An 18,009-nucleotide genomic window follows, 5' to 3' on the forward strand; every position below is an offset into this window, starting at 1 on the left:
GTGATGTGGATCACGTAGTGCGTGGCGGGGGCGCAGTGATGCGCCCGTCTAGGGAAAGGAGACCACGCGTTGCACATAAGGAGGAGTGGATGAGCCGTCGCAAGCTGTTTGAAAGTTCCGAACCGTCCAGTCGATCGCTGGGCATCGGGCCGGCCTATGTCTCGGTGGAGGGGCTGCGCCAGCACTTGGCGGAGTTCCTGCTGTATGCAGGCCGGCCGGTGGTGATCATGCGCGGGCGCAGCGAAGTGGGTTACTTCCTGCCGGCGCGCTGCTGGCGCCAGCGTGACGACGATCCGCTGGCGGCGGCCGCCGCCGGCCAGCTGTTGGACGCGGCCGGGTTCCAGGCCGAGGATATCCAGCAGGTGGAGCAGGAATTCAACGCGATGCGCCAGCGCACCGTGCTGCATTCACGGCGCTGAGCGGCCGCCAGGCCATGCCCGGCGAGCGTCGTCTGTAGATCCACGCCATGCATGGATGGGGTTACGCGGCGGCCCCGCGTTCACTGGTGATGCGCGCACCTTCGCGCATCACCAGGGTCACCGGGGTCTTTTCCACCACCTCCAGCAACCGCTGCCACTGCGCATCGCTCAGCGCGGCGCTGGCATGCAGCACGCGGTGCACATGGAAGCGACCATCCGCGTCACGTTCCGAGCGCAGCTCGGCATGGAACTCGCCCAGTTCCCAGCCCTTGCGCTGCGCATACATGCGCAGGGTGATGGCGGTGCACGCCGCCAGCGAGGCCAGGTACAGGTCGAACGGTGCGAAGCCCTTGCCCTGGCCGCCCAGCGAGGCAGGCTCGTCCGCATCCACATCGAATGTGCCGTTGCTGATGTGGTGCAGGTAGTTGTCGGCGGTCGAAACAATACGTGCGTAGGCCATCACGTTCTCCATCTGTCTGTGGCGTCGAGCCATGCTCGACTGCTCCAAAAGGCGGCGCCAGCCGGGACCGGCGCCGCCACCCAATCACTCGGTACGATCGTACGAGAACTGGATGCCCGCCGTACCGCCGGTTTCAATGAAGAGGTTCATGAAGGCCGGCACCGTTTCCGAACGTGCCCAGTCGCGCTGCAGCTCGCAGAACAGCTGCGGCACGCTGATCAACTGGCCACCGGCCTGTTCGATTCGGCGCAGCGCGGCATCGTGCGCGGCCAGCGAGGTACCGCCGACGGCGTCGACCACCACATACACCTCATAACCTTCCTTCAACGCATCCAGCGCCGGGAAGGTCAGGCAGGCCTCGGTCCACAGCGCGGTCATGATCAGCTTGCGGCGGCCGGTGGCTTCCACCGCCTTGCGGAACTCGACGTCCTCCCAGGAATTGATGGTGGTGCGGTCGTAGGTGGGGTAGTCGCCCAGCACCTTGCGCAGCTGTGGAATCGGCGGCTTGTTCAGGCCGGTCTTGACGTTGACCGTCGAATGCACGATCGGCAGACCGTAAGCCACTGCGGCCTTGGCGGTGCCGACGATGTTGTTGACCAGCAGCTGGCGGTCCATCGAGGCGATGGAGTTCACCTGCACCGGCTGGTAGTCGATGATGATGAGGGCGGAATTCTGCGGGGTCAGCAGGTGGTCGCTGACCGGGTCGCGGATCGGGTCACTGGACATGATGGGTCTCCTGGTTCGGGGAAGTGCCGGCGGTCGGCCGGCACCGGGACAGCTCAGCTGCGTTGAGAATCCAACGGTTCGTGGCTCTTCTGCACCTCCTGCGCCTTCAGGTAGCTTTCGATCAGCAACTGGTAGTTCGGGAAGATCTTCGTGTAGACCTCGGCCCATTGCTGGGCATCGTCGCGGTTCCAGGTGCGCTGGATCTCCGAGGCCACCGCGGCGGTGTCCATCGGTACCACGCCGGCCTGCACCACGCGGGCCAGGGTGATCTCCTCGGCCATTTTCGAATAGGTGCCGGACGCGTCGATGACTGCGAACACCTGATAGCCATCGGCAACGGCGGCGATTGACGGGAAGGCCATGCACACGCTGGTGATGGTGCCGGCAATGATCAGCTGCTTGCGGCCGGTGGCCTTCACTGCGGCAACGAATTCCGGGTTGTCCCAAGCGTTGATCTCACCCTTGCGTGCCACGTACTGGGCATGCGGGGCTGCGTCGTGGATCTCCGGGATCAGCGGGCCGTTCGGGCCCTGCGGAACAGAGGCGGTGGTGATCACCGGCATCTTTGCCAGCGTGGCCATCCTGGCCAGTGCGGTGGCGTGGGCGCGCACGCTGGTGAACGGCATGTCACCGATGGTCTGGAACAGGCCGCTCTGATGGTCGATCAGCAGCATCGCGGCGTTGTCCGGATCGATCACCGGGCGGGCACCGTTGAAGTTGGCGGGGGTACTCATGGTCAGTCTCCTGGAGAAGGTGGGCGATGGCCCGGAAGGTGCGGCGGGCCAATACCCGCAGCATTGAAACGATCAGTGCGCGATCTGGCCGAAGCGGCCGCTGTTGAAGTCGTTGACCGCCTGCGCGATCTCGGCCTGGCTGTTCATCACGAACGGGCCATAGCCCACCACCGGCTCGTCGATCGGTTCACCGCTGAGCAGCAGCACGGTGGCGTCGCTGTCGGCGTCGACGAACACGTCCTCGCCGCTGCGGTCGAAGGTGACCAGCTGTGCCTCGCCGACCGGCTGGCCGCCGTTGATCCGCACCGAGCCCTTCAGCACCACCAGCGCCAGCGTGCGGCCATCGGCCACCGGCAGTTCGGCGTGGTGGCCCTGCCGCAGGCGGATGTCCCAGACATCCATCGGCGTGTGGGTACGCGCCGGGCCGGCATGACCGTCGAAGCGGCCGGCGATGACACGCACGCGGCCGGCGCCATCGGGCAGATCCACCGAGGGGATCTGTGCGTCGAGCAGGGTCTGGTAGCCCGGTAACCCCATCTTGTCGCGCGCCGGCAGGTTCACCCACAGCTGGACCATGTCCAGCGTGCCGCCGCGTTTGCTGAATTCCGGCGTGTGGAATTCCTCGTGGAGGATGCCGGAGGCAGCGGTCATCCACTGCACGTCACCCGGGCCGATGGTGCCGCCGGCCCCGGTTGAATCGCGGTGGGCGACCTCACCTTCATAGACGATGGTGACGGTCTCGAAACCGCGATGCGGATGCTGGCCAACGCCACGCGGGGTATCGCTGGGAGCGAAGGTGTAGGGGCCGGCATAGTCCAGCAGCAGGAACGGGCTCAGGTGCTGGCCGTGGGTGTTGTAGGAAAACATCGAACGGGCGGGGAATCCGTCGCCCACCCAGTGCGGGCGGGGGGCGCTGTAGGTACCGGTGACACGCTTCATGGCGATCTCCTGGCCGGGGCTGCCGGCCGCTGTTCTTCGTTGCGAAGACGATATCGCCGCGACAATGGGGCCAGTAGACGCCAATATTTGCCGTCATAGTCCTATCTGGTGAACAATGGTCGCAGGCCGTGGGCCGCAGGAGATCGCCCCGTGTTCATCGCAGATATCCGCCGTTGTGACCTCAACGACCTGTTCTACTTCGCCATGGTGATCGAGCACGGCGGCTTCTCGCAGGCAGGCCGGGCGCTGGCCATGCCGAAGTCGAAACTGAGCCGGCGTATCGCGCTGCTGGAGGAACGGTTGGGCGTGCGCCTGATCCAGCGTTCGACCCGGCGCTTCTCGGTCACCGAAGTCGGCCAGGACTACTACCGCCATTGCAAGGCCATGCTGGTCGAGGCCGAAGCGGCCGAAGAAGCAATTGCGATGTCACGCGCCGAGCCGCGCGGCACGATCCGCCTGGCGTGCCCGATCGCGATCCTGCATGCACGCATCGGCACGATGTTGGCCGATTTCCTCGCCCTGCACCCGCAGGTGACGGTGCAGCTGGAGGCCACCAACCGGCGCGTCGACGTGGTGGGCGAGGGTGTGGACGTGGCGATCCGCGTGCGACCGCCGCCGCTGGAGGACAGTGACCTGGTGGTACGCGTGCTGGCGCGCCGGGTCTGGTGCACCAGTGCCAGCCCGGCGCTGTTGCAGCGGCTGGGCGCGCCGCAGGTGCCGGCCGATCTGGCGATGATGCCGACCGTCGATCTGGCATCGCCCAGCCAGCAGCATGTCTGGGAATACACCGGGCCGGACGATGTGCTGGCCAGCGTGCACCATCGCCCGCGGCTGGTCAGCGATGACATGATCGCGCTGCGCACCGCCGCGGTGGCCGGGGTGGGCCTGCTGATGCTGCCGCGGATGATGATCAGCGGCGAACTGGCCAGCGGTGCGCTGGTGCCGGTGCTGCCCGAGTGGGTGCCAAAGCATGGCATCGTGCACGCGGTGTTTCCATCGCGACGCGGCCTGTTGCCTGCAGTGCGTGCGCTGATCGATTACCTCGCCGAGCGCTTCGAGGCGCTGGAGGAACCCTAGGTCTTCCATCCACACCATGCGTGGATGATGTCGGGGCCTCTGCTTGCCGCCTGCGGCCGCGCAGCCCACAATCCACGTCCGGACCGTCGCCATCACGCCCATCATTCCCCGGTCCGGCCTTGGCACCTATGTCTCCCAATGCCCTGGCGCTGGTCGAGCTGCTGATCCGCGAGCGCCGTGCGTTGTCTCGCTTCATCGCGCGCTATCTCGACCCGGCCAGTACCGAGGACACCCTGCAGAACCTGTACCTGAAGGCCAGCAGCGTGCCCGGCGATCCGCCCATCCTCGAGCCGCGCGGCTATCTGTACCGGATGGCCTACCACCACGCGCTCAACCGCAGCCAGTCTGACGCCCGCGAGCGGCGTGCGATGGCCGAGTACGCCCTCGACATGGCCGAGGCCAGCCGCGATGGCGAGGCGCAGGCGCTGGACCAGGCGCAGCTGCGCGAGATCACCCAGACCATCCTCGCGCTGCCGGCCCAGGTGCGTGAGTGCTTCGTGCTCAACCGCTATCTGGGCCTGAGCGAGCGCGAGATCGCCGCCAGGCTGGGTATTTCCAAGAGCCTGGTCGGCAAGAATGTGCTGCGCGCGGCGCTGTTGATCCAGCAGCATCAGCAGGGAGTGCATTGATGAGCTGCGATTGCCGTGGGCAGATCGCGCCCGCCGTTGTCACAACAGGAAGGCGCACCCGTTCGTGGTGCGGCAGGCCACAACCATGAACACGTCCGAACCCTCGCCGCGTCAGGCCAGGCAGGCGTTGCGCTGGGTGATCCGGTGCAGTGCAGGCCCGCTGCCGGAACGTCAGCAACGAACCCTGCAGCGCTGGCTGCAGGCCGACCCTTGCCATGCGCTGGCCTGGCGCCAGCAGCAGGCCTTCTGGCAAGGCTTGGATGCCGCCGGGCCGGAGGTGCTGGCCGCGCTGCCTGGGCTGACGGCTGATCGCGAAGGGTTGCGCCCGATCGCACCGCGCCGCCGCCTGCCGTGGCTGTTGGCCAGTGCCGCCGCCGTGGTACTGGTGGTCGCGGCCGCACCGCAGGCGTTGCTGCTGGCACGCAGTGACCTGCGCAGCAGCGATGCACCGCGCGTGGTGCAGCTGGAGGACGGCAGCACCGCCGTACTCGATGCGGGCACCGCATTGGCGGTTGAGTTCGATGGTCAGCGGCGGCACCTGCGCCTGCTGCGCGGCCAGGCCTGGTTCCAGGTGGTGCATGAACAGCGACCGTTCCAGGTCGAGGCCGGCGGTGGCCAGATCCGTGACATCGGCACCGCCTTCAGCGTGTCGATGCGGGACACCACGGTCGTGACTCAGGTCAGCGAGGGCGTGGTCGATGTGCGCCCAGGCGATGGCAGCGTGCAGCGCCTGCATGCCGGGCAGGCACGGGTGTTCCGTGACGGTCGCTGGCTGCGGCCGGTGCAGCTGGAAGATCTCGAGACGATGGCGCCGTGGCGGCGTGGCGAGGTAGTGATCGACGATCAGCCGGCCGCGCAGGCCATCGCTGATCTCGCGCGCTACCGTCGTGCACCGGTCTGGGTACTGGGCGGGCAGGGCGCGGACTTACGGGTCAGTGGTCTGTTCCATCTGCAGCAACCGGAGGCCGCCATCGATGCGGTGGCCGCGCAGGCAGGGCTGCGTGTGCAGCGCTTGCCCGGCGGCGCGCTGGTGGTGTGGTGAGGCTCGCGCAATGCCCGGATGAACCGGTCGCATGAAAAAAAACATGAAAAAACCGTGGGCAATCGCCACATCGCGCTGTCTATAGAGGTATAGCCAGAGCGAAACACCGTTTCTCCTCAAGCCAGACATGCCACCGGCACCGGATGTGCCCGTGGTTCCGCCACGCTTGAGGAGTTCCTGTCCATGCCGTCCACGGCATCCGCCTGTCATCGTCGCGTCACCGCCCTGGCCCTGGCCATCTCCACTGCATTGCTGCCGCTGGCCTGGGCGCCGGGCGTGCAGGCGCAACCGGCGGTCGTCGCGCCGTTGCGCCAGTACACGATTCCGGAACAGCCCCTGGCCGACGCTGTGCGTGCCTTTGGCCGCCAGGCCGATGTGCAGGTGGTGTTCCGCAGTGACCTGGTGGAGGGCCGCCGCTCCAGTGCGGTGAAAGGCGAGTACAGCCAGATGCAGGCGCTGCAGCAGCTGTTGCGCGGGAGTGGCGTGCGCGCACAGCGCGGCATGGACGGCACCTGGAGCCTGCGGGCCGCAGTGGAGGCGGGTGAAGGGGAAGGGGTGCGGGTAACCGAGACTCTGGACGTGGCCGGTCGCCTGCAGTCGGAAGGGGGCGAGGCGCGTGACCGGCGCGGCTACGATGATGTGTTCGCGCTGGACCTGACCACGGCGTATTCGGGGCGCGATCGGGTGGAGCGCTACCGCGGCTCCAACCCGGCCGACGTGGTCAAGGATCTGGTCGGTGTGTTCAGTGGCGATGCGCGCAACAGCGGCGCACTGGACATCAACATCCGCGGCATCCAGGGTCCGGGGCGGGTGCCGGTCAGCATCGACGGTGGCGAACAGGCGCTCACGGTCTGGCGCGGCTACAACGGCGTCAGCAACCGCAATTACATCGATCCCAACCTGATGGGTGGCATCCAGGTCATCAAGGGGCCAGGGCTGGTGCGCGATGTGCACAGCGGGATCGGTGGCGCGCTGGTGATCAAGACCATCGACGTCGATGACATCGTGGAAACGGGTGAGCGCTTCGGCGGGGAGCTGAAGATCGAAGGCAGCAGCAATGCGGTGGCGCCACGCCTGCCGCGGCTGCACACCGGCGAGGATTACCGCACCGTGCCGGGGTTCCCGCAGGGCTCGCCGAACTCGCCCTACGACGACCGCACCCTGGTGGTGCCGGTGAAATCGCGCAGTGGCAACACCCCCTTCGATGGCGAGGACCAGGCCTGGCGCCTTGCGCTGGGCGTGCGTGGGGACAACGTCGACCTGATGGCCGCCTATGCCTGGCGCAAGCGCGGCAACTACTTCTCCGGGTCCAACGGTAGCGCCTACTACGACCAGGACCGGCGCGAGCAGTTCGAGTACCAGGGCATCGACTACATCACCACGCTGGCGCGCTACTTCAAGCCCGGCGATGAAGTGCCCAATACTTCCAGCGAACAGGAGTCCTGGCTGGTCAAGGGCAGCTGGCAGATCAACGATGACCAGCGGTTGAAGGCGACCTGGCGGCGAACGCTGTCCCACTATGGCGAGATCATGCCGTCGCGCATCCTGTCGGCACCGGACTATGGGCGCATCCAGTGGCCGCTCAGCCGGGTTGCGTCCGATGCCTGGAACCTGGAGTACCGCTTCCAGCCGGCCGGCAGCCGCTGGCTGGACCTCTACGCCAACCTGTGGCGCACAGAGACGGACAGCGATACCTACACCGCAGGCGGCTTTCCGAACTTCGCCCCGGGCAATCCGGACTGGAATGCCGGCGCCAGCCCGATTCTGCGCAACACCGCGCTGGCCAATGCGCGCAACGACCGCACCGGCCTGACCCTGAGCAACCGCTTCGCGCTGCATTCGACCCTGGACCTGACCGTGGGCGGCAACTGGCAATACGAAAAGCTCGGCTCGCGCGACCCGTATTTCGGCCCGTCCGACGGCTGGCGCATGTACCCGCGTGCCGGCCGTCGCCAGGAGGGCGAGGGCTACCTCACGCTGGAATGGCGTCCGGTCGACTTCCTGACCCTCAATGCCGGCGTGCGTTACAGCCGTTACTGGGCGTTCGACGACTTCCTGCAGGCCCACCCGGAACTGCAGACGACCTCGATCGTGCCGCGCGAAGCGCAGTACCGGGTGAATGAACTGCCGCCGCGGCCGGACAGCCTGCAGGGCGAGATCGACGCACTCGAGAGTGAGCGGGAATTCTGGGACAGCATCGGCATGGGCTGGATCGTCGATCAGTCGCTGGCCGACCTGCTGCGCAAGTACGAGACACCCAGGGAGGTCCAGCACGGCATTCCCTGGTTGCCCGATGCAAACGGTAACTACAGCCGAGCCACCAATCCCTGCCTCAACGGCCAGGTCGCCGCCATCCCCGGGCTGCTGCCGATGGTCCTCGGCACCGACATCCGCTGCAGGATCGGGGGCGGGGCGATGCAGTCGGTGGCCGGGCGCAACGAACGGCACCGCGATCACGCCTGGTTGCCGACGTTCTCGGCGACGGTGCGTTTCTCGCCGGCCGCTCGTGCCTATCTGCGCTACAGCGAGGCGGTGCGCTTCCCCAGCATGTTCGAAAGCACCATTGCGTTCTCCAGCAGCCTCAATCCGCTGTATCCACTCAAGCCGGAGCATGCCTACAACTACGAGCTGGGGTACGTGCACAACCTTTCCGGGCTGTTCGGCAACACCGCCGATGCCGACGTCAAGCTGGCCTACTACGTGCACAAGACCCGCAATGTCATCGAGCGTGATGCGTACTTCATGTTCGACAACATCGACAAGCAGACCATCCGCGGCATCGAGCTGCAGGCGCGCTTCGACAACCGGCGCTTCTTCACCGATCTGGGCATCAGCCGCATCCTTGAAAACGAAGTCTGCGATGAAAGCTCGGCGGTACGGCTGGATGCGGACCAGGGGCGGGTCCCCAACTGCGTCCAGGATGGCTTCGTCAGCGGCTATCTGCTGACCCAGGCCACGCCGAAGCTGTCGGTGAGTTGGTCACTCGGCACCCGCCTGTTCGATGAGCGCCTGGAGCTGGGCAGCCGCATCGTGCACTACCAGCAGCACGACAATCCGGACCTGCAGGCCTACCGCGACCGCCTGATCGCCGGGGGCAGCAGCCTGCTCTGGCAGAACGTGCCCTTCACCTGGGGAAACATCACCACGGTGGATGCCTACGCCCGCTGGCGCTTCAACCAGCACGCCAGCGTCGAGCTGGTCGGCAGCAATCTCGGCAACCGCTATTACGTCGACCCGGCAACACGCTCAACGCTTCCGGCACCGGGCCGCACCATCAAGCTTGGCATCACCGCGCGCTTCTGAGTCCGCATTCGACAGGGAGAATCAACCGTGAAACAGCCCCGCACCCTTGTACTTTCGATCGGCCTGCTGGCTTCCATGCCGGTCATGGCTGCCGACATCGCTGGCGGGCAGAGCCCGGCCCAGGACGGCGTCCATTACATCAACGCAGGCGAATCGACACTCAATGCCGGTCCGCACCGTTCCGGTCGCGCAGGCATTTCGTTGGGGCCGTATGCCAACGCGGCGCGAGTGGACGTGGCCAGCCTTGTGCCCTACGCCACCACGGTGGTGCGTGGCGCAACCACGGTCCGCACGCTGGGCCCGGACGCAGGCCTGCCGTTCGCCACCGCTGGCGTGGGCCACTTCAGCTTCGTGCAGGTGGGCAATGCAGATGTCTGGTTCGGTGAATGGTCATCCAGCGGCGCGCAGGCGGGCTTCAATCACCGCCAGGTGTTCTTCGTCGGTGACCGTGCCGGTACTTCGCTGCCAGCAGGCATCGTGACCTACACCTTGGCTGGCATCAACCGCTTTGATGGCAGCGGCGTGCTGGAAGGCGCACTGCGGGCGAATTTCGATACCGGCACCGTCACCGCCGGCCTGGTCGGGACCGGATACAGGCTCGCCGCGAGCGGCACGCTGGATCGCGCCACCGGTGCGTTCAGCGGTTCGGCCATCGCCAATGGTTCGATCATCGGTACCAGCAGCGGCCAGTTCTTCGGCGCCGGTGCCAGTGCGGTGACCGGCATCGCAACCTTTGCCGGCAACAGCCAGTTCGATACGTCCTACGGCGGTCAGCGCAACTGATCCGCCGCCGTTCCTTTTTATGTTGTACCCGTAGTTCCCTCAACCCAAGGAGCAATACCATGAAAATGATCAACCGTTCCCTGTTGGCCGTCGCCGCTGCACTGGCCCTGGCCGGCACTGCGCAGGCGGCCGACATCGTCGGCGCTGCCAGCCCGGCGACCGATGCGCAGCTGTACGTCAAGGTGGGTGCGTCGGAAGTCAACGGCGGCCCGCACTCGGCCGGCAAGGCCGGTATCGGCGTTGGCACCGTGTCCAATGCCAAGCCGGTCGATTTCCAGGGCCTGGCGGCCTACTCGGCCCCGACCACCGTCAATGGTGTCACCGTACGCACGCTGGCCATGCCGATCACCGGTACCCCTGGCAGCCATTCCGGCATGGGCCACTTCAACTTCGTGAAGGTCGGCAGCGGCGATGTGTGGTTCGGCGAGTGGTCCAAGGATGGCGCCGCTGGTGGCTTCAACAACCGCCAGGTCTATTTCGTCGGTGACCGTGCCGGCACCACGCTGCCGGCCGGTGTGGCCACTTACAGCGTTGCGGGGCTGAACAAGTTCAACGGCAGCAACCTGCTGTCCGGCACCTTCCGTGCGGACTTCGGCAGCGGCAAGCTGCTCGGCGGCCTGACCGGTGGCGGCTTGGCGATCAACGTCAACGCCAACATCAACAGCGCCAACGCCTCGTTCGCCGGCACCGCCACCGCCAACGGCAGCGTTGCCGGCACCACCCAGGGCCAGTTCTTCGGCGCCAACGCGGCCACCCTGGCCGGTATCGCCACCTTCAGCGGCAACAGCCAGTACGACACCGCCTTCGGCGGCAGCAAGAACTGATCGCCACGCCCCTGACGGGGCAGGGCAGGGACAAGCCGCGATCCGCCAGTCCCTGCTTCGGCCCGCTGCATGCATCACCACGGATTGACCATGCGCCATTCCATCTTCCTTGTCGTACTGCTGTTGGCCGCCACCGAGGTGCGCGCCCAGCAGGACGATCTTCGACGCGTGCTTGAACAGGGCACTGAGCTGCGCCACCAGCAGCAGGACCGGCAGCGCCTGCTGCAGGCCGAGTCGGAGCGGCCAACCATCACCATCGACGGCCAGACGCTGCGCGTGGAGCGCACCGTCGATGATCTGGGCCAGGCTCTCTACCTGTCTCTGCAGCATCAGCAATGGCAGGCCGCCGCTGCGTTTCTCGACGAGTACATCGAACTGCCTGGGCATGACCCCCTGCTGCGCCACCATGCGCAGGGAGCGCTGGCACGGGTGGCCGGCAACCATCGTCGCGCGGCGAAGGAGTACGAAGCCCTGCTGGCTGCGCAGCCGGATTTTCTGCCAGCCCGCCTCGAGCTGGCGCGTGTCTATGCGGAAGATCAGCGCGATCGCGATGCGGTCGCGCTGTTCACGACCATCGCTGCAGGCATCAATGCCGATGATCCGGCCACGGCCGGCGTCCGCGCGCGCGTGGACGGCTACCTGGGTGCCCTGCACGCGCGCCAGCGCTGGAAAGGCGCGCTGTCCGCCGGCCCGGCATGGAGTGACAACATCAACCGCAGCTCGGCCAGCCGCACCTGCCTGTTCGGCGTGGGCGACGCCTGCATCATCGAACGAAAGCTGCCCGACGCCCAGCGCGCGCCGGGTCTTGACTACGACGCCAGCCTGGAACGGCGCTGGGTGCTCAGCGGGCATCATGGGCTGTACGTGCGCGGTCTCGCCTTTGGTCAGACATGGCGCGGGCACAGTGCGTACAACGAGCTCAATGCCAACGTACAGGTGGGTTACAGCTGGCGCAGCGCGCGGCAGACCGTGCTGCTCGCCCCCAGCCATGACTACCAGGGCCTGGGTAACCAGGCGCTGCAGGGCGGCAGTGGCGTGCACGCGGAATGGCAGTACGCCCTGGACGCGCGCAGCCTGCTCAAGCTGGAGGCCGACTGGAAGCGCCAGCGCTATCGCCAGCAGGGCCTGGCCAGCAACTACGACGGCGAGCTGGCATCGGCGTATGCCACCTGGTTTCGCGCGCTCAACCCGCGCTGGACGGTCTTCGCCGGGCTGGATGTCACCGGCAGCAGCGCCGCCGACCCGGCCAACGGTTACCGCCAGCATGGCCTGCGCCTGGGGGCGGCGCGCCAGTGGACGGGCACCACCGCCACCGTATTCGTGTCGCTGCGCCACCGCGACTACGACGCCTGGAGTCCGTTGCTGGAGGCTCGCAGGCAGGACGACGAACAGAACCTGATCGCCATCGTCCGCAGCGAGCGCCTGGCCGTGGCCGGGCTGGTACCCAGCCTGAGCCTGCGCCACGCGCGCATCGACAGCAACGTCGGCTGGCTGTACAGCCACGACCGCAGCCTGCTCAGCCTCAAGTGGGAGCGCGCGTTCTGACCTGATGGCCAGCTGATTTGGCTGGGCGGCCGGGGTACGGCCGCCCACCCAAGGCCTTCATCGATCGTCACGCGTTCTTGCAGGCCGGATCGCGCATTCTGACCGCGTTGCGATCGCAGGCAGGTCGCGTGCATCGAGGAGCGTAGGGCGTGCTGGAAGTGGGCAACAAGACGGAGGGCTTGAAGGGGCTGCGCGTACTGGTGGCAGAGGATGAATTCGCCATCGCGATGTTTCTGGTCGACTATCTGGAGCTCAAAGGCGCTCAGGTGGTGGGGCCTGCCGGTGACCTGCAGGCGCTGGGGCAGCTGGTCGATACCCACCCCATCGATGTGGCATTGCTGGACATCAACCTGGGCGGTGAGCAGGTCTATCCGCTGGCCGATCGGCTGGCCGCTGCGGGCACGCCCTTCCTGCTGACCTCCGGCTACGACGACAACCTGCCAAGCCGCTTCGCCAGCGCGCCGCGCTGTACCAAGCCGTATCACATTGAAGCCCTGGTGCAGCAGCTGGTCGGGCTGGTGGCGACGCCGCAGGTCTCTGCGGGCATCGCCTGATCGCGCGGCATGTCGCGCCGTCCTGAAGGCATCCGCGCCACCGAGCTGCGTGGCGGCATGCCACCTGCAGCGCACCCGCACGGGCGCCACGATGGCATGGGTGCGCGCATCGCCCGCCATGACTGGTCATCCACGCCGCTGGGAGCGTATGAGCGGTGGCCGCCACACCTGCGCGCCACCGTCGACCTGATGCTGGCGCATGGTTTCCCGATGATCGTGCTGTGGGGTGCGCAGCTGGTGCAGCTCTACAACGATGGCTATGCCGAGATCCTGGCCAACAAGCATCCCGGCGGACTCGGCCAGCCGACCCGTGAATGCTGGCCCGAGGTGTGGCATATCAACGGGCCGATCTACCAGCGCGTCTGGCAGGGCGAAACCATCACTTACGAGGACAAACTCTATCCCCTCGCGCGCCGCGGGCGGTTGGAGGATGTGTGGTTCACCATTACCTACAGCCCCATCCGTGGCGAAGAGGGGCGCGTCAGCGGCGTGCTGGTCACCATGTTCGAGACGACGGCGGCGCATGTGGCCCAGTCGGCCCGCGAACGCGAAGAGCAGAAGCGGCGGGAGGCGGACCGCCGCCTGGCATTGGCCTTCAAGGTACTGCCGGTGGGCGTCTGCATCGTCGATGCCGAGGGGTGCCTGCAGCTCTCCAACGACCAGATGCGCACCTACCTTCCCACCGGCAAGGTGCCCTCCACGGATCTGCCCAACCACCACCGCTGGCAGGGATGGCACCCCGACGGCTCGCGCATCGAACCCAGGGATTTCGCCATAGCCAGGGCCTTGCGCGGTGAGACGGTAGTGCCCGGGCTGGAGTTCCAGTTCACGCATGACGACGGGCGCGCGCGCTGGACCCGTGTGGCCGCCGCGCCGCTGCGCGATGCAGACGGCGAGGTGACGGGCGTATTCGCCATCGCTGTGGACATCGACGATCTCAAGCGTGCCACCGAGCGCCAATCGGTACTGCTGGCCGAACTGCAGCACCGGGTGCGCAACATCATGTCGACCATCCATGCCATTGCCTGGCGGACCCGTGAGTCGGTCAGCAGTGTGGATGATTACGCTGAACGGTTGTGCGGACGATTGATGTCGCTGGCGCGCACGCAGAGCCTGCTTACCCGTGGCGCCAATGCCGGGGTCTGCCTGCGTGGCATGCTCGATGAGGAGATCGCAGCGCAGACGCCGGTCACCGCCGCCTATCGCCTGCAGGGCGAGGATGTGCTGCTGCCACCGAAGGCGGCCGAAGTGCTGTCCCTGGCGATCCACGAATTGGCGACCAACGCCCTGCGGCATGGTGCGCTGACCCATAAGGATGGCCGGATCGACGTGTCCTGGCACCTGCAGGTGCAGGACGGACAGCCATGGCTGGGCCTGCACTGGTGTGAACGCCATGCCGCCGTGGAAGACTGGGAGCTGCCGCGCCAGCGCGGCCTGGGCCGTGCGCTGATCGAGCAGCGCGTGCCCTATGAGCTGGCCGGCAGTGGTGAACTGCACTTCGATCCGCAGGGGCTGGATGCCTGGATCCGCTTCCCACTGCGCGAGCGTGACAGCCTGCTGCAGACCGATGCGCCACAGACCGGCTCCGGCGCGTGAAACGGCATTTATATCCAATTTGGCCAAATTGGGTATAGTGGCCATTATCCACTTCTGCCTGGAGCCGTGCCATGACCCTGCCACTGGATCTGCCTGGACTTGAGAAGGCCCCGGCCTCGTCTGTGAAGACCCGGGGCTGGCCGAGCCTGATGCGTACCGTGCGCGAGAAGCAGGCGCTGGTCATCACCAACCACAACCACCCCGAAGCGGTGATCGTGGACATCCGCACCTACCAGGAGCTGCTGGCCAAGGCCGCCGGCAGCGATGCCGGTGAGCGCAGTGAAGAACTGCTGCGCCTGCGCGGCGAATTCGACCAGACCCTGGCTGGCCTGCAGCGCGGTGAGGGGCTGGGCAAGGTGCTGGGCCAGCCGATCCGCCGCGGCCGCAAGGTCACCCTCGGCCGTCCGCTCTGACCGATGGGGCGGATCCTGGTGCTGGCCGGCGTCAACGGCGCCGGCAAGAGTTCGCTGCTGGGAACCTGGCTGGAAGCCGAAGGGCTGGGCTGGTTCAACCCCGATTCGTTCACCCGCCGCCTGGTAGAGGCGGGCTGGCCGCTGCCCGACGCCAATGCCGAGGCCTGGCAGGAAGGCACCCGCCGCCTGCGCCAGGCCATGGCCGATGGCACGGACTTCGCCTTCGAGACCACGTTGGGCGGCAACACCGTTCCGCGCCTGCTGCGCGAGGCCTGCGAGCACCATCACGTAGCGATCTGGTTCTGTGGCCTGGCCACGGTGGACCTGCACATTGCCCGTGTTGCAGCGCGGGTGGCCGCCGGCGGCCATGACATTCCGGTGGAGAAGATTCACGCCCGCTTCGATTCGGCACGCGAGAACCTGCTGGAACTGCTGCCACACCTGGCCGAGCTGCATGTCTACGACAACAGCGCTCCCGCCGGCGCCGACGGCTGCGTCGAGCCGCTGCCGGTGCTGGCGATGGCGCACGGCCAGCTGCAGTACCCGGTCTCGGTGGCCGAGCTGCTGCACACGCCGGACTGGGCCAAACCCATCGTGATGCGTGCGATGGATTTGAACGCTGCGCGCGATTGAGGGCGCGTACGTTGTAGAGCCGAGCCCACGCTCGGCTGATCCCTCGAAAGGCAGCCGCGCGCGGGCTTGGCCGTACAACAACGCCGGCTTCGCCGAGCCTCAGGCCGGCTTTACCTGCTCAGGCTCCGCAGTCTCCGGCAGTGGCGGCAGGCTCGGGTCCACCGTCACCGGCACATCGCTCTTCAGCAGTGCGGCGGCTTCCTTGTCGCTGCCGACCGCCGGCGGTGAACCGCGCAGCGGCAGGCCAGCGGTCTCCTTCACGAACAGCATGGTGACCAGGCCGATCACTGCCGCGCCCATCAGGTAGTAGGCCGGCACCAGCGGATCGCCGGTACGTTCCACCAGCCATGCGGTCACCAGTGGCGTGGTGCCACCGAACAGCGACACCGACACATTGAAGGCGATCGACAGTGCGCTGTAGCGCACCGGGGTATAGAACAGCGCCGGCAGCGTGGACGGCATCGAGCTGGTGAAGCACACCAGTGCCAGGCCCAGCAGCATCAGGCCGAGGAAGATCAGCCAGTCGTTGCCGCTGCCGATCAGCAGCAGGCAGGGTACGGCCAGCACCAGCAGCGCGATGCAGGCACCGATGATCATCGGGCGACGGCCAAGCTTGTCACTGAACAATCCGCCGACAATGTTCAGCGGCATCATCACCAGCATCACGATGATGATCAGCAGCAGGCCCTTGCTCTCGGCATAGCCCATGGTGACGCTGAGGTAGCTGGGCATGTAGGTCAGCAGCATGTAGTCGGTCACGTTGAACACCAGCACCAGGCCCATGCAGACCAGCAACTGGCGGCCATGTACCTGGAACAGCGCGGCGAGCCCGGGCCGGTCGTGCTCGCGCTTCTCGGCTTCCTCGGCGAAGGCGCGGAAGGCCGGCGTTTCCTCCAGTTTCATGCGCATGTACAGGCCGAGCAGGCCCAGCGGGCCGGCCACCAGGAATGGAATGCGCCAGCCCCAGTCCAGCATCTGTTCGGTGCTCAACAGCATGTGCAGCGCGGTCACGGTTCCGGCGCCGGCGATGTAGCCGCCCAGCGTGCCGAACTCCAGCCAGCTGCCCATCAGGCCGCGGTTGCGGTCGGTGGAATACTCGGCGATGAAGGTGGCCGCACCGCCGTACTCGCCGCCGGTGGAGAATCCCTGCACCACACGTGCCAGCAGCAACAGCACCGGTGCCCAGATTCCGATGCGCTCGTAGGAGGGAATCAAGCCGATCGAGAACGTGCCCAGCGCCATCAGGATCATGGTGAACGCCAGCACTTTCTGGCGCCCATAACGGTCGCCGAGCGGGCCGAACACCAGGCCGCCGAGTGGACGCACCAGGAATGCCACGGTGAAGGTGGCGAAGGCGGCGATCACCTGTGCCGTGGGGTTGCTGGACGGGAAGAACACCTGGCCGATGGTGACGGCCAGATAGCCGTAGACACCGAAGTCGAACCACTCCATGGCATTGCCAAGTGCGGCGGCGCCCACGGCGCGCTTGAGCATGGGCTTGTCGACGACGGTGATCTCATCGACCTTCAGGTGGCGGCGGCGTTTGAACCAGCCGAAGTGGGCATGGGAATCGGGCGTGTCCTGCATAGGGGCTCCCTTGTAGGTATGGAATAGGGGAATGGGTGCTGTGGTGTGTCCCGGAAATCGGAAACGGCGATGCAGGCGCAAGTGGCGCAGCGGCATCGGAAGGCGGCGTGGGGGCCGGGGAATGTGTGCAGGCGCAACGCCACGCGAACGGCAAAGCACCGCCGCAGGGGCGGAGACGCGAAAACGGGATCACAGCGGCCGCGCAGTCAGCGGCCAGGTATCACATCAGCGTAGGGGGTGCAGGCAGAGCGCCTGCGGACGTCATCCGCCGGGATCCAGCGCGAGGCGATGGAAATGCAGGGCGGGAGCATTCGTGGCAAGCGAAGCGCCGGTCGGCAGTGCTTCCCACGTAACAGGTGCGCCCGTCACGTAGTGGGTCGTGTCGATCATCCGTTCATCATAACGGCATCGGCGTGAGCATGCAGCGAAGCAGGCTGATCTGCACGCTGTGTTCCACTTCGCCTGTTCAGAAGGCTCAGGCCGACTTCGCCACCAAACCGAACACCGTGCAGGCCATCGCCAAGGCGCCCGGCAGTGCCAGTTTCCGCGTGACCAGTGCGGCGCCGATCATGGTGAGCACCGAGAGCATGATGGCCAGGGCGAAGAACGGTTGGCCCTGCAGGAACTGGTGGATGCAACCGGCACAGCCGGCAATGGCCAGGCTGGTGGCAAAGCAGACGTGGAACAGTGAGCCAGCGTACACAGAGGTTCCTCGCGATGATGGAGGCCATAGCGGCAGGCAGGT

At 66.6% G+C, this 18,009-nt stretch carries 19 protein-coding genes; 12 read left to right on the forward strand and 7 right to left on the reverse strand.

Features of this window, described 5'->3' with window-relative positions:
• The first annotated feature begins 89 nt into the window (after positions 1–89).
• Positions 90–419 (forward strand): hypothetical protein, encoded by a 330-nt coding sequence (locus ROV95_RS12680; RefSeq protein WP_134735435.1) that lies wholly within the window; start codon positions 90–92, stop codon positions 417–419.
• 61 nt (positions 420–480) lie between these two features.
• On the opposite strand, the gene ROV95_RS12685 is transcribed toward ROV95_RS12680, so the two are convergent.
• The 4 genes from ROV95_RS12685 to ROV95_RS12700 form a co-directional block, all read right to left on the reverse strand.
• The gene (locus tag ROV95_RS12685) at positions 481–879 is read right to left on the reverse strand and encodes an OsmC family protein (protein ID WP_021202286.1); all 399 of its coding nucleotides are present in this window, start codon (positions 877–879) and stop codon (positions 481–483) included.
• 84 nt (positions 880–963) lie between these two features.
• Positions 964–1,605 (reverse strand): hydrolase, encoded by a 642-nt coding sequence (locus ROV95_RS12690; RefSeq protein ID WP_312544681.1) that lies wholly within the window; start codon positions 1,603–1,605, stop codon positions 964–966.
• A gap of 53 nt (positions 1,606–1,658) precedes the next feature.
• Complete coding sequence (locus tag ROV95_RS12695; protein ID WP_312544683.1) at positions 1,659–2,339, reverse strand: hydrolase; 681 nt, start codon at positions 2,337–2,339, stop codon at positions 1,659–1,661.
• 72 nt (positions 2,340–2,411) lie between these two features.
• The gene (locus ROV95_RS12700) at positions 2,412–3,278 is read right to left on the reverse strand and encodes a pirin family protein (protein ID WP_021202288.1); all 867 of its coding nucleotides are present in this window, start codon (positions 3,276–3,278) and stop codon (positions 2,412–2,414) included.
• Between the two features lie 150 nt (positions 3,279–3,428).
• Between ROV95_RS12700 and ROV95_RS12705 the strand changes: the two genes are divergently transcribed.
• The 11 genes from ROV95_RS12705 (at position 3,429) to ROV95_RS12755 (ending at position 15,677) form a co-directional block, all read left to right on the forward strand.
• Positions 3,429–4,355: a LysR family transcriptional regulator gene (locus ROV95_RS12705; protein WP_134729068.1), complete on the forward strand. Its 927-nt coding sequence runs from the start codon at positions 3,429–3,431 to the stop codon at positions 4,353–4,355.
• Between the two features lie 128 nt (positions 4,356–4,483).
• Complete coding sequence (locus tag ROV95_RS12710) at positions 4,484–4,984, forward strand: RNA polymerase sigma factor (RefSeq protein WP_134735440.1); 501 nt, start codon at positions 4,484–4,486, stop codon at positions 4,982–4,984.
• Positions 4,985–5,069: 85 nt separating this feature from the next.
• Complete coding sequence (locus ROV95_RS12715; protein ID WP_312544687.1) at positions 5,070–6,026, forward strand: FecR domain-containing protein; 957 nt, start codon at positions 5,070–5,072, stop codon at positions 6,024–6,026.
• Positions 6,027–6,209: 183 nt separating this feature from the next.
• On the forward strand, positions 6,210–9,329 hold the full coding sequence (locus tag ROV95_RS12720) for a TonB-dependent receptor (protein WP_312544688.1): 3,120 nt from the start codon (positions 6,210–6,212) through the stop codon (positions 9,327–9,329).
• A 27-nt stretch (positions 9,330–9,356) separates the two neighbouring features.
• A complete protein-coding gene (locus tag ROV95_RS12725; protein WP_312544690.1) occupies positions 9,357–10,112 on the forward strand; it encodes a hypothetical protein in 756 nt (251 codons plus the stop codon).
• Positions 10,113–10,171: 59 nt separating this feature from the next.
• On the forward strand, positions 10,172–10,936 hold the full coding sequence (locus ROV95_RS12730) for a Slam-dependent surface lipoprotein (RefSeq protein ID WP_312544691.1): 765 nt from the start codon (positions 10,172–10,174) through the stop codon (positions 10,934–10,936).
• Positions 10,937–11,026: 90 nt separating this feature from the next.
• Positions 11,027–12,481, forward strand: a complete 1,455-nt coding sequence (locus ROV95_RS12735; protein ID WP_312544692.1) for a porin family protein — start codon at positions 11,027–11,029, stop codon at positions 12,479–12,481.
• A gap of 149 nt (positions 12,482–12,630) precedes the next feature.
• Positions 12,631–13,035 carry a response regulator gene (locus ROV95_RS12740; protein WP_312544694.1) on the forward strand — a complete coding sequence of 135 codons (405 nt, stop codon included), beginning with the start codon at positions 12,631–12,633 and terminating at the stop codon, positions 13,033–13,035.
• A 9-nt stretch (positions 13,036–13,044) separates the two neighbouring features.
• Positions 13,045–14,631: a PAS domain-containing protein gene (locus tag ROV95_RS12745; RefSeq protein ID WP_312544695.1), complete on the forward strand. Its 1,587-nt coding sequence runs from the start codon at positions 13,045–13,047 to the stop codon at positions 14,629–14,631.
• 71 nt (positions 14,632–14,702) lie between these two features.
• Positions 14,703–15,044: a type II toxin-antitoxin system prevent-host-death family antitoxin gene (locus tag ROV95_RS12750; RefSeq protein WP_010485378.1), complete on the forward strand. Its 342-nt coding sequence runs from the start codon at positions 14,703–14,705 to the stop codon at positions 15,042–15,044.
• 3 nt (positions 15,045–15,047) lie between these two features.
• Positions 15,048–15,677, forward strand: coding sequence for a hypothetical protein (locus tag ROV95_RS12755; protein ID WP_312544696.1), 630 nt, complete (start codon positions 15,048–15,050; stop codon positions 15,675–15,677).
• Positions 15,678–15,776: 99 nt separating this feature from the next.
• Here the strand turns inward: ROV95_RS12755 and proP are convergent, their stop codons facing one another.
• The 3 genes from proP to ROV95_RS12770 form a co-directional block, all read right to left on the reverse strand.
• Positions 15,777–17,264, reverse strand: a complete 1,488-nt coding sequence (gene proP / locus ROV95_RS12760; RefSeq protein ID WP_312544698.1) for a glycine betaine/L-proline transporter ProP — start codon at positions 17,262–17,264, stop codon at positions 15,777–15,779.
• Positions 17,265–17,525: 261 nt separating this feature from the next.
• Entirely contained in the window at positions 17,526–17,654 is a 129-nt protein-coding gene (locus ROV95_RS12765; protein WP_256202341.1) for a hypothetical protein, read from the reverse strand.
• Positions 17,655–17,739: 85 nt separating this feature from the next.
• Complete coding sequence (locus ROV95_RS12770) at positions 17,740–17,967, reverse strand: hypothetical protein (protein ID WP_019337747.1); 228 nt, start codon at positions 17,965–17,967, stop codon at positions 17,740–17,742.
• Positions 17,968–18,009 lie beyond the last annotated feature (42 nt).

The organism is Stenotrophomonas maltophilia group sp. msm1, from assembly GCF_032025805.1.
Classification (GTDB): domain Bacteria; phylum Pseudomonadota; class Gammaproteobacteria; order Xanthomonadales; family Xanthomonadaceae; genus Stenotrophomonas; species Stenotrophomonas hibiscicola.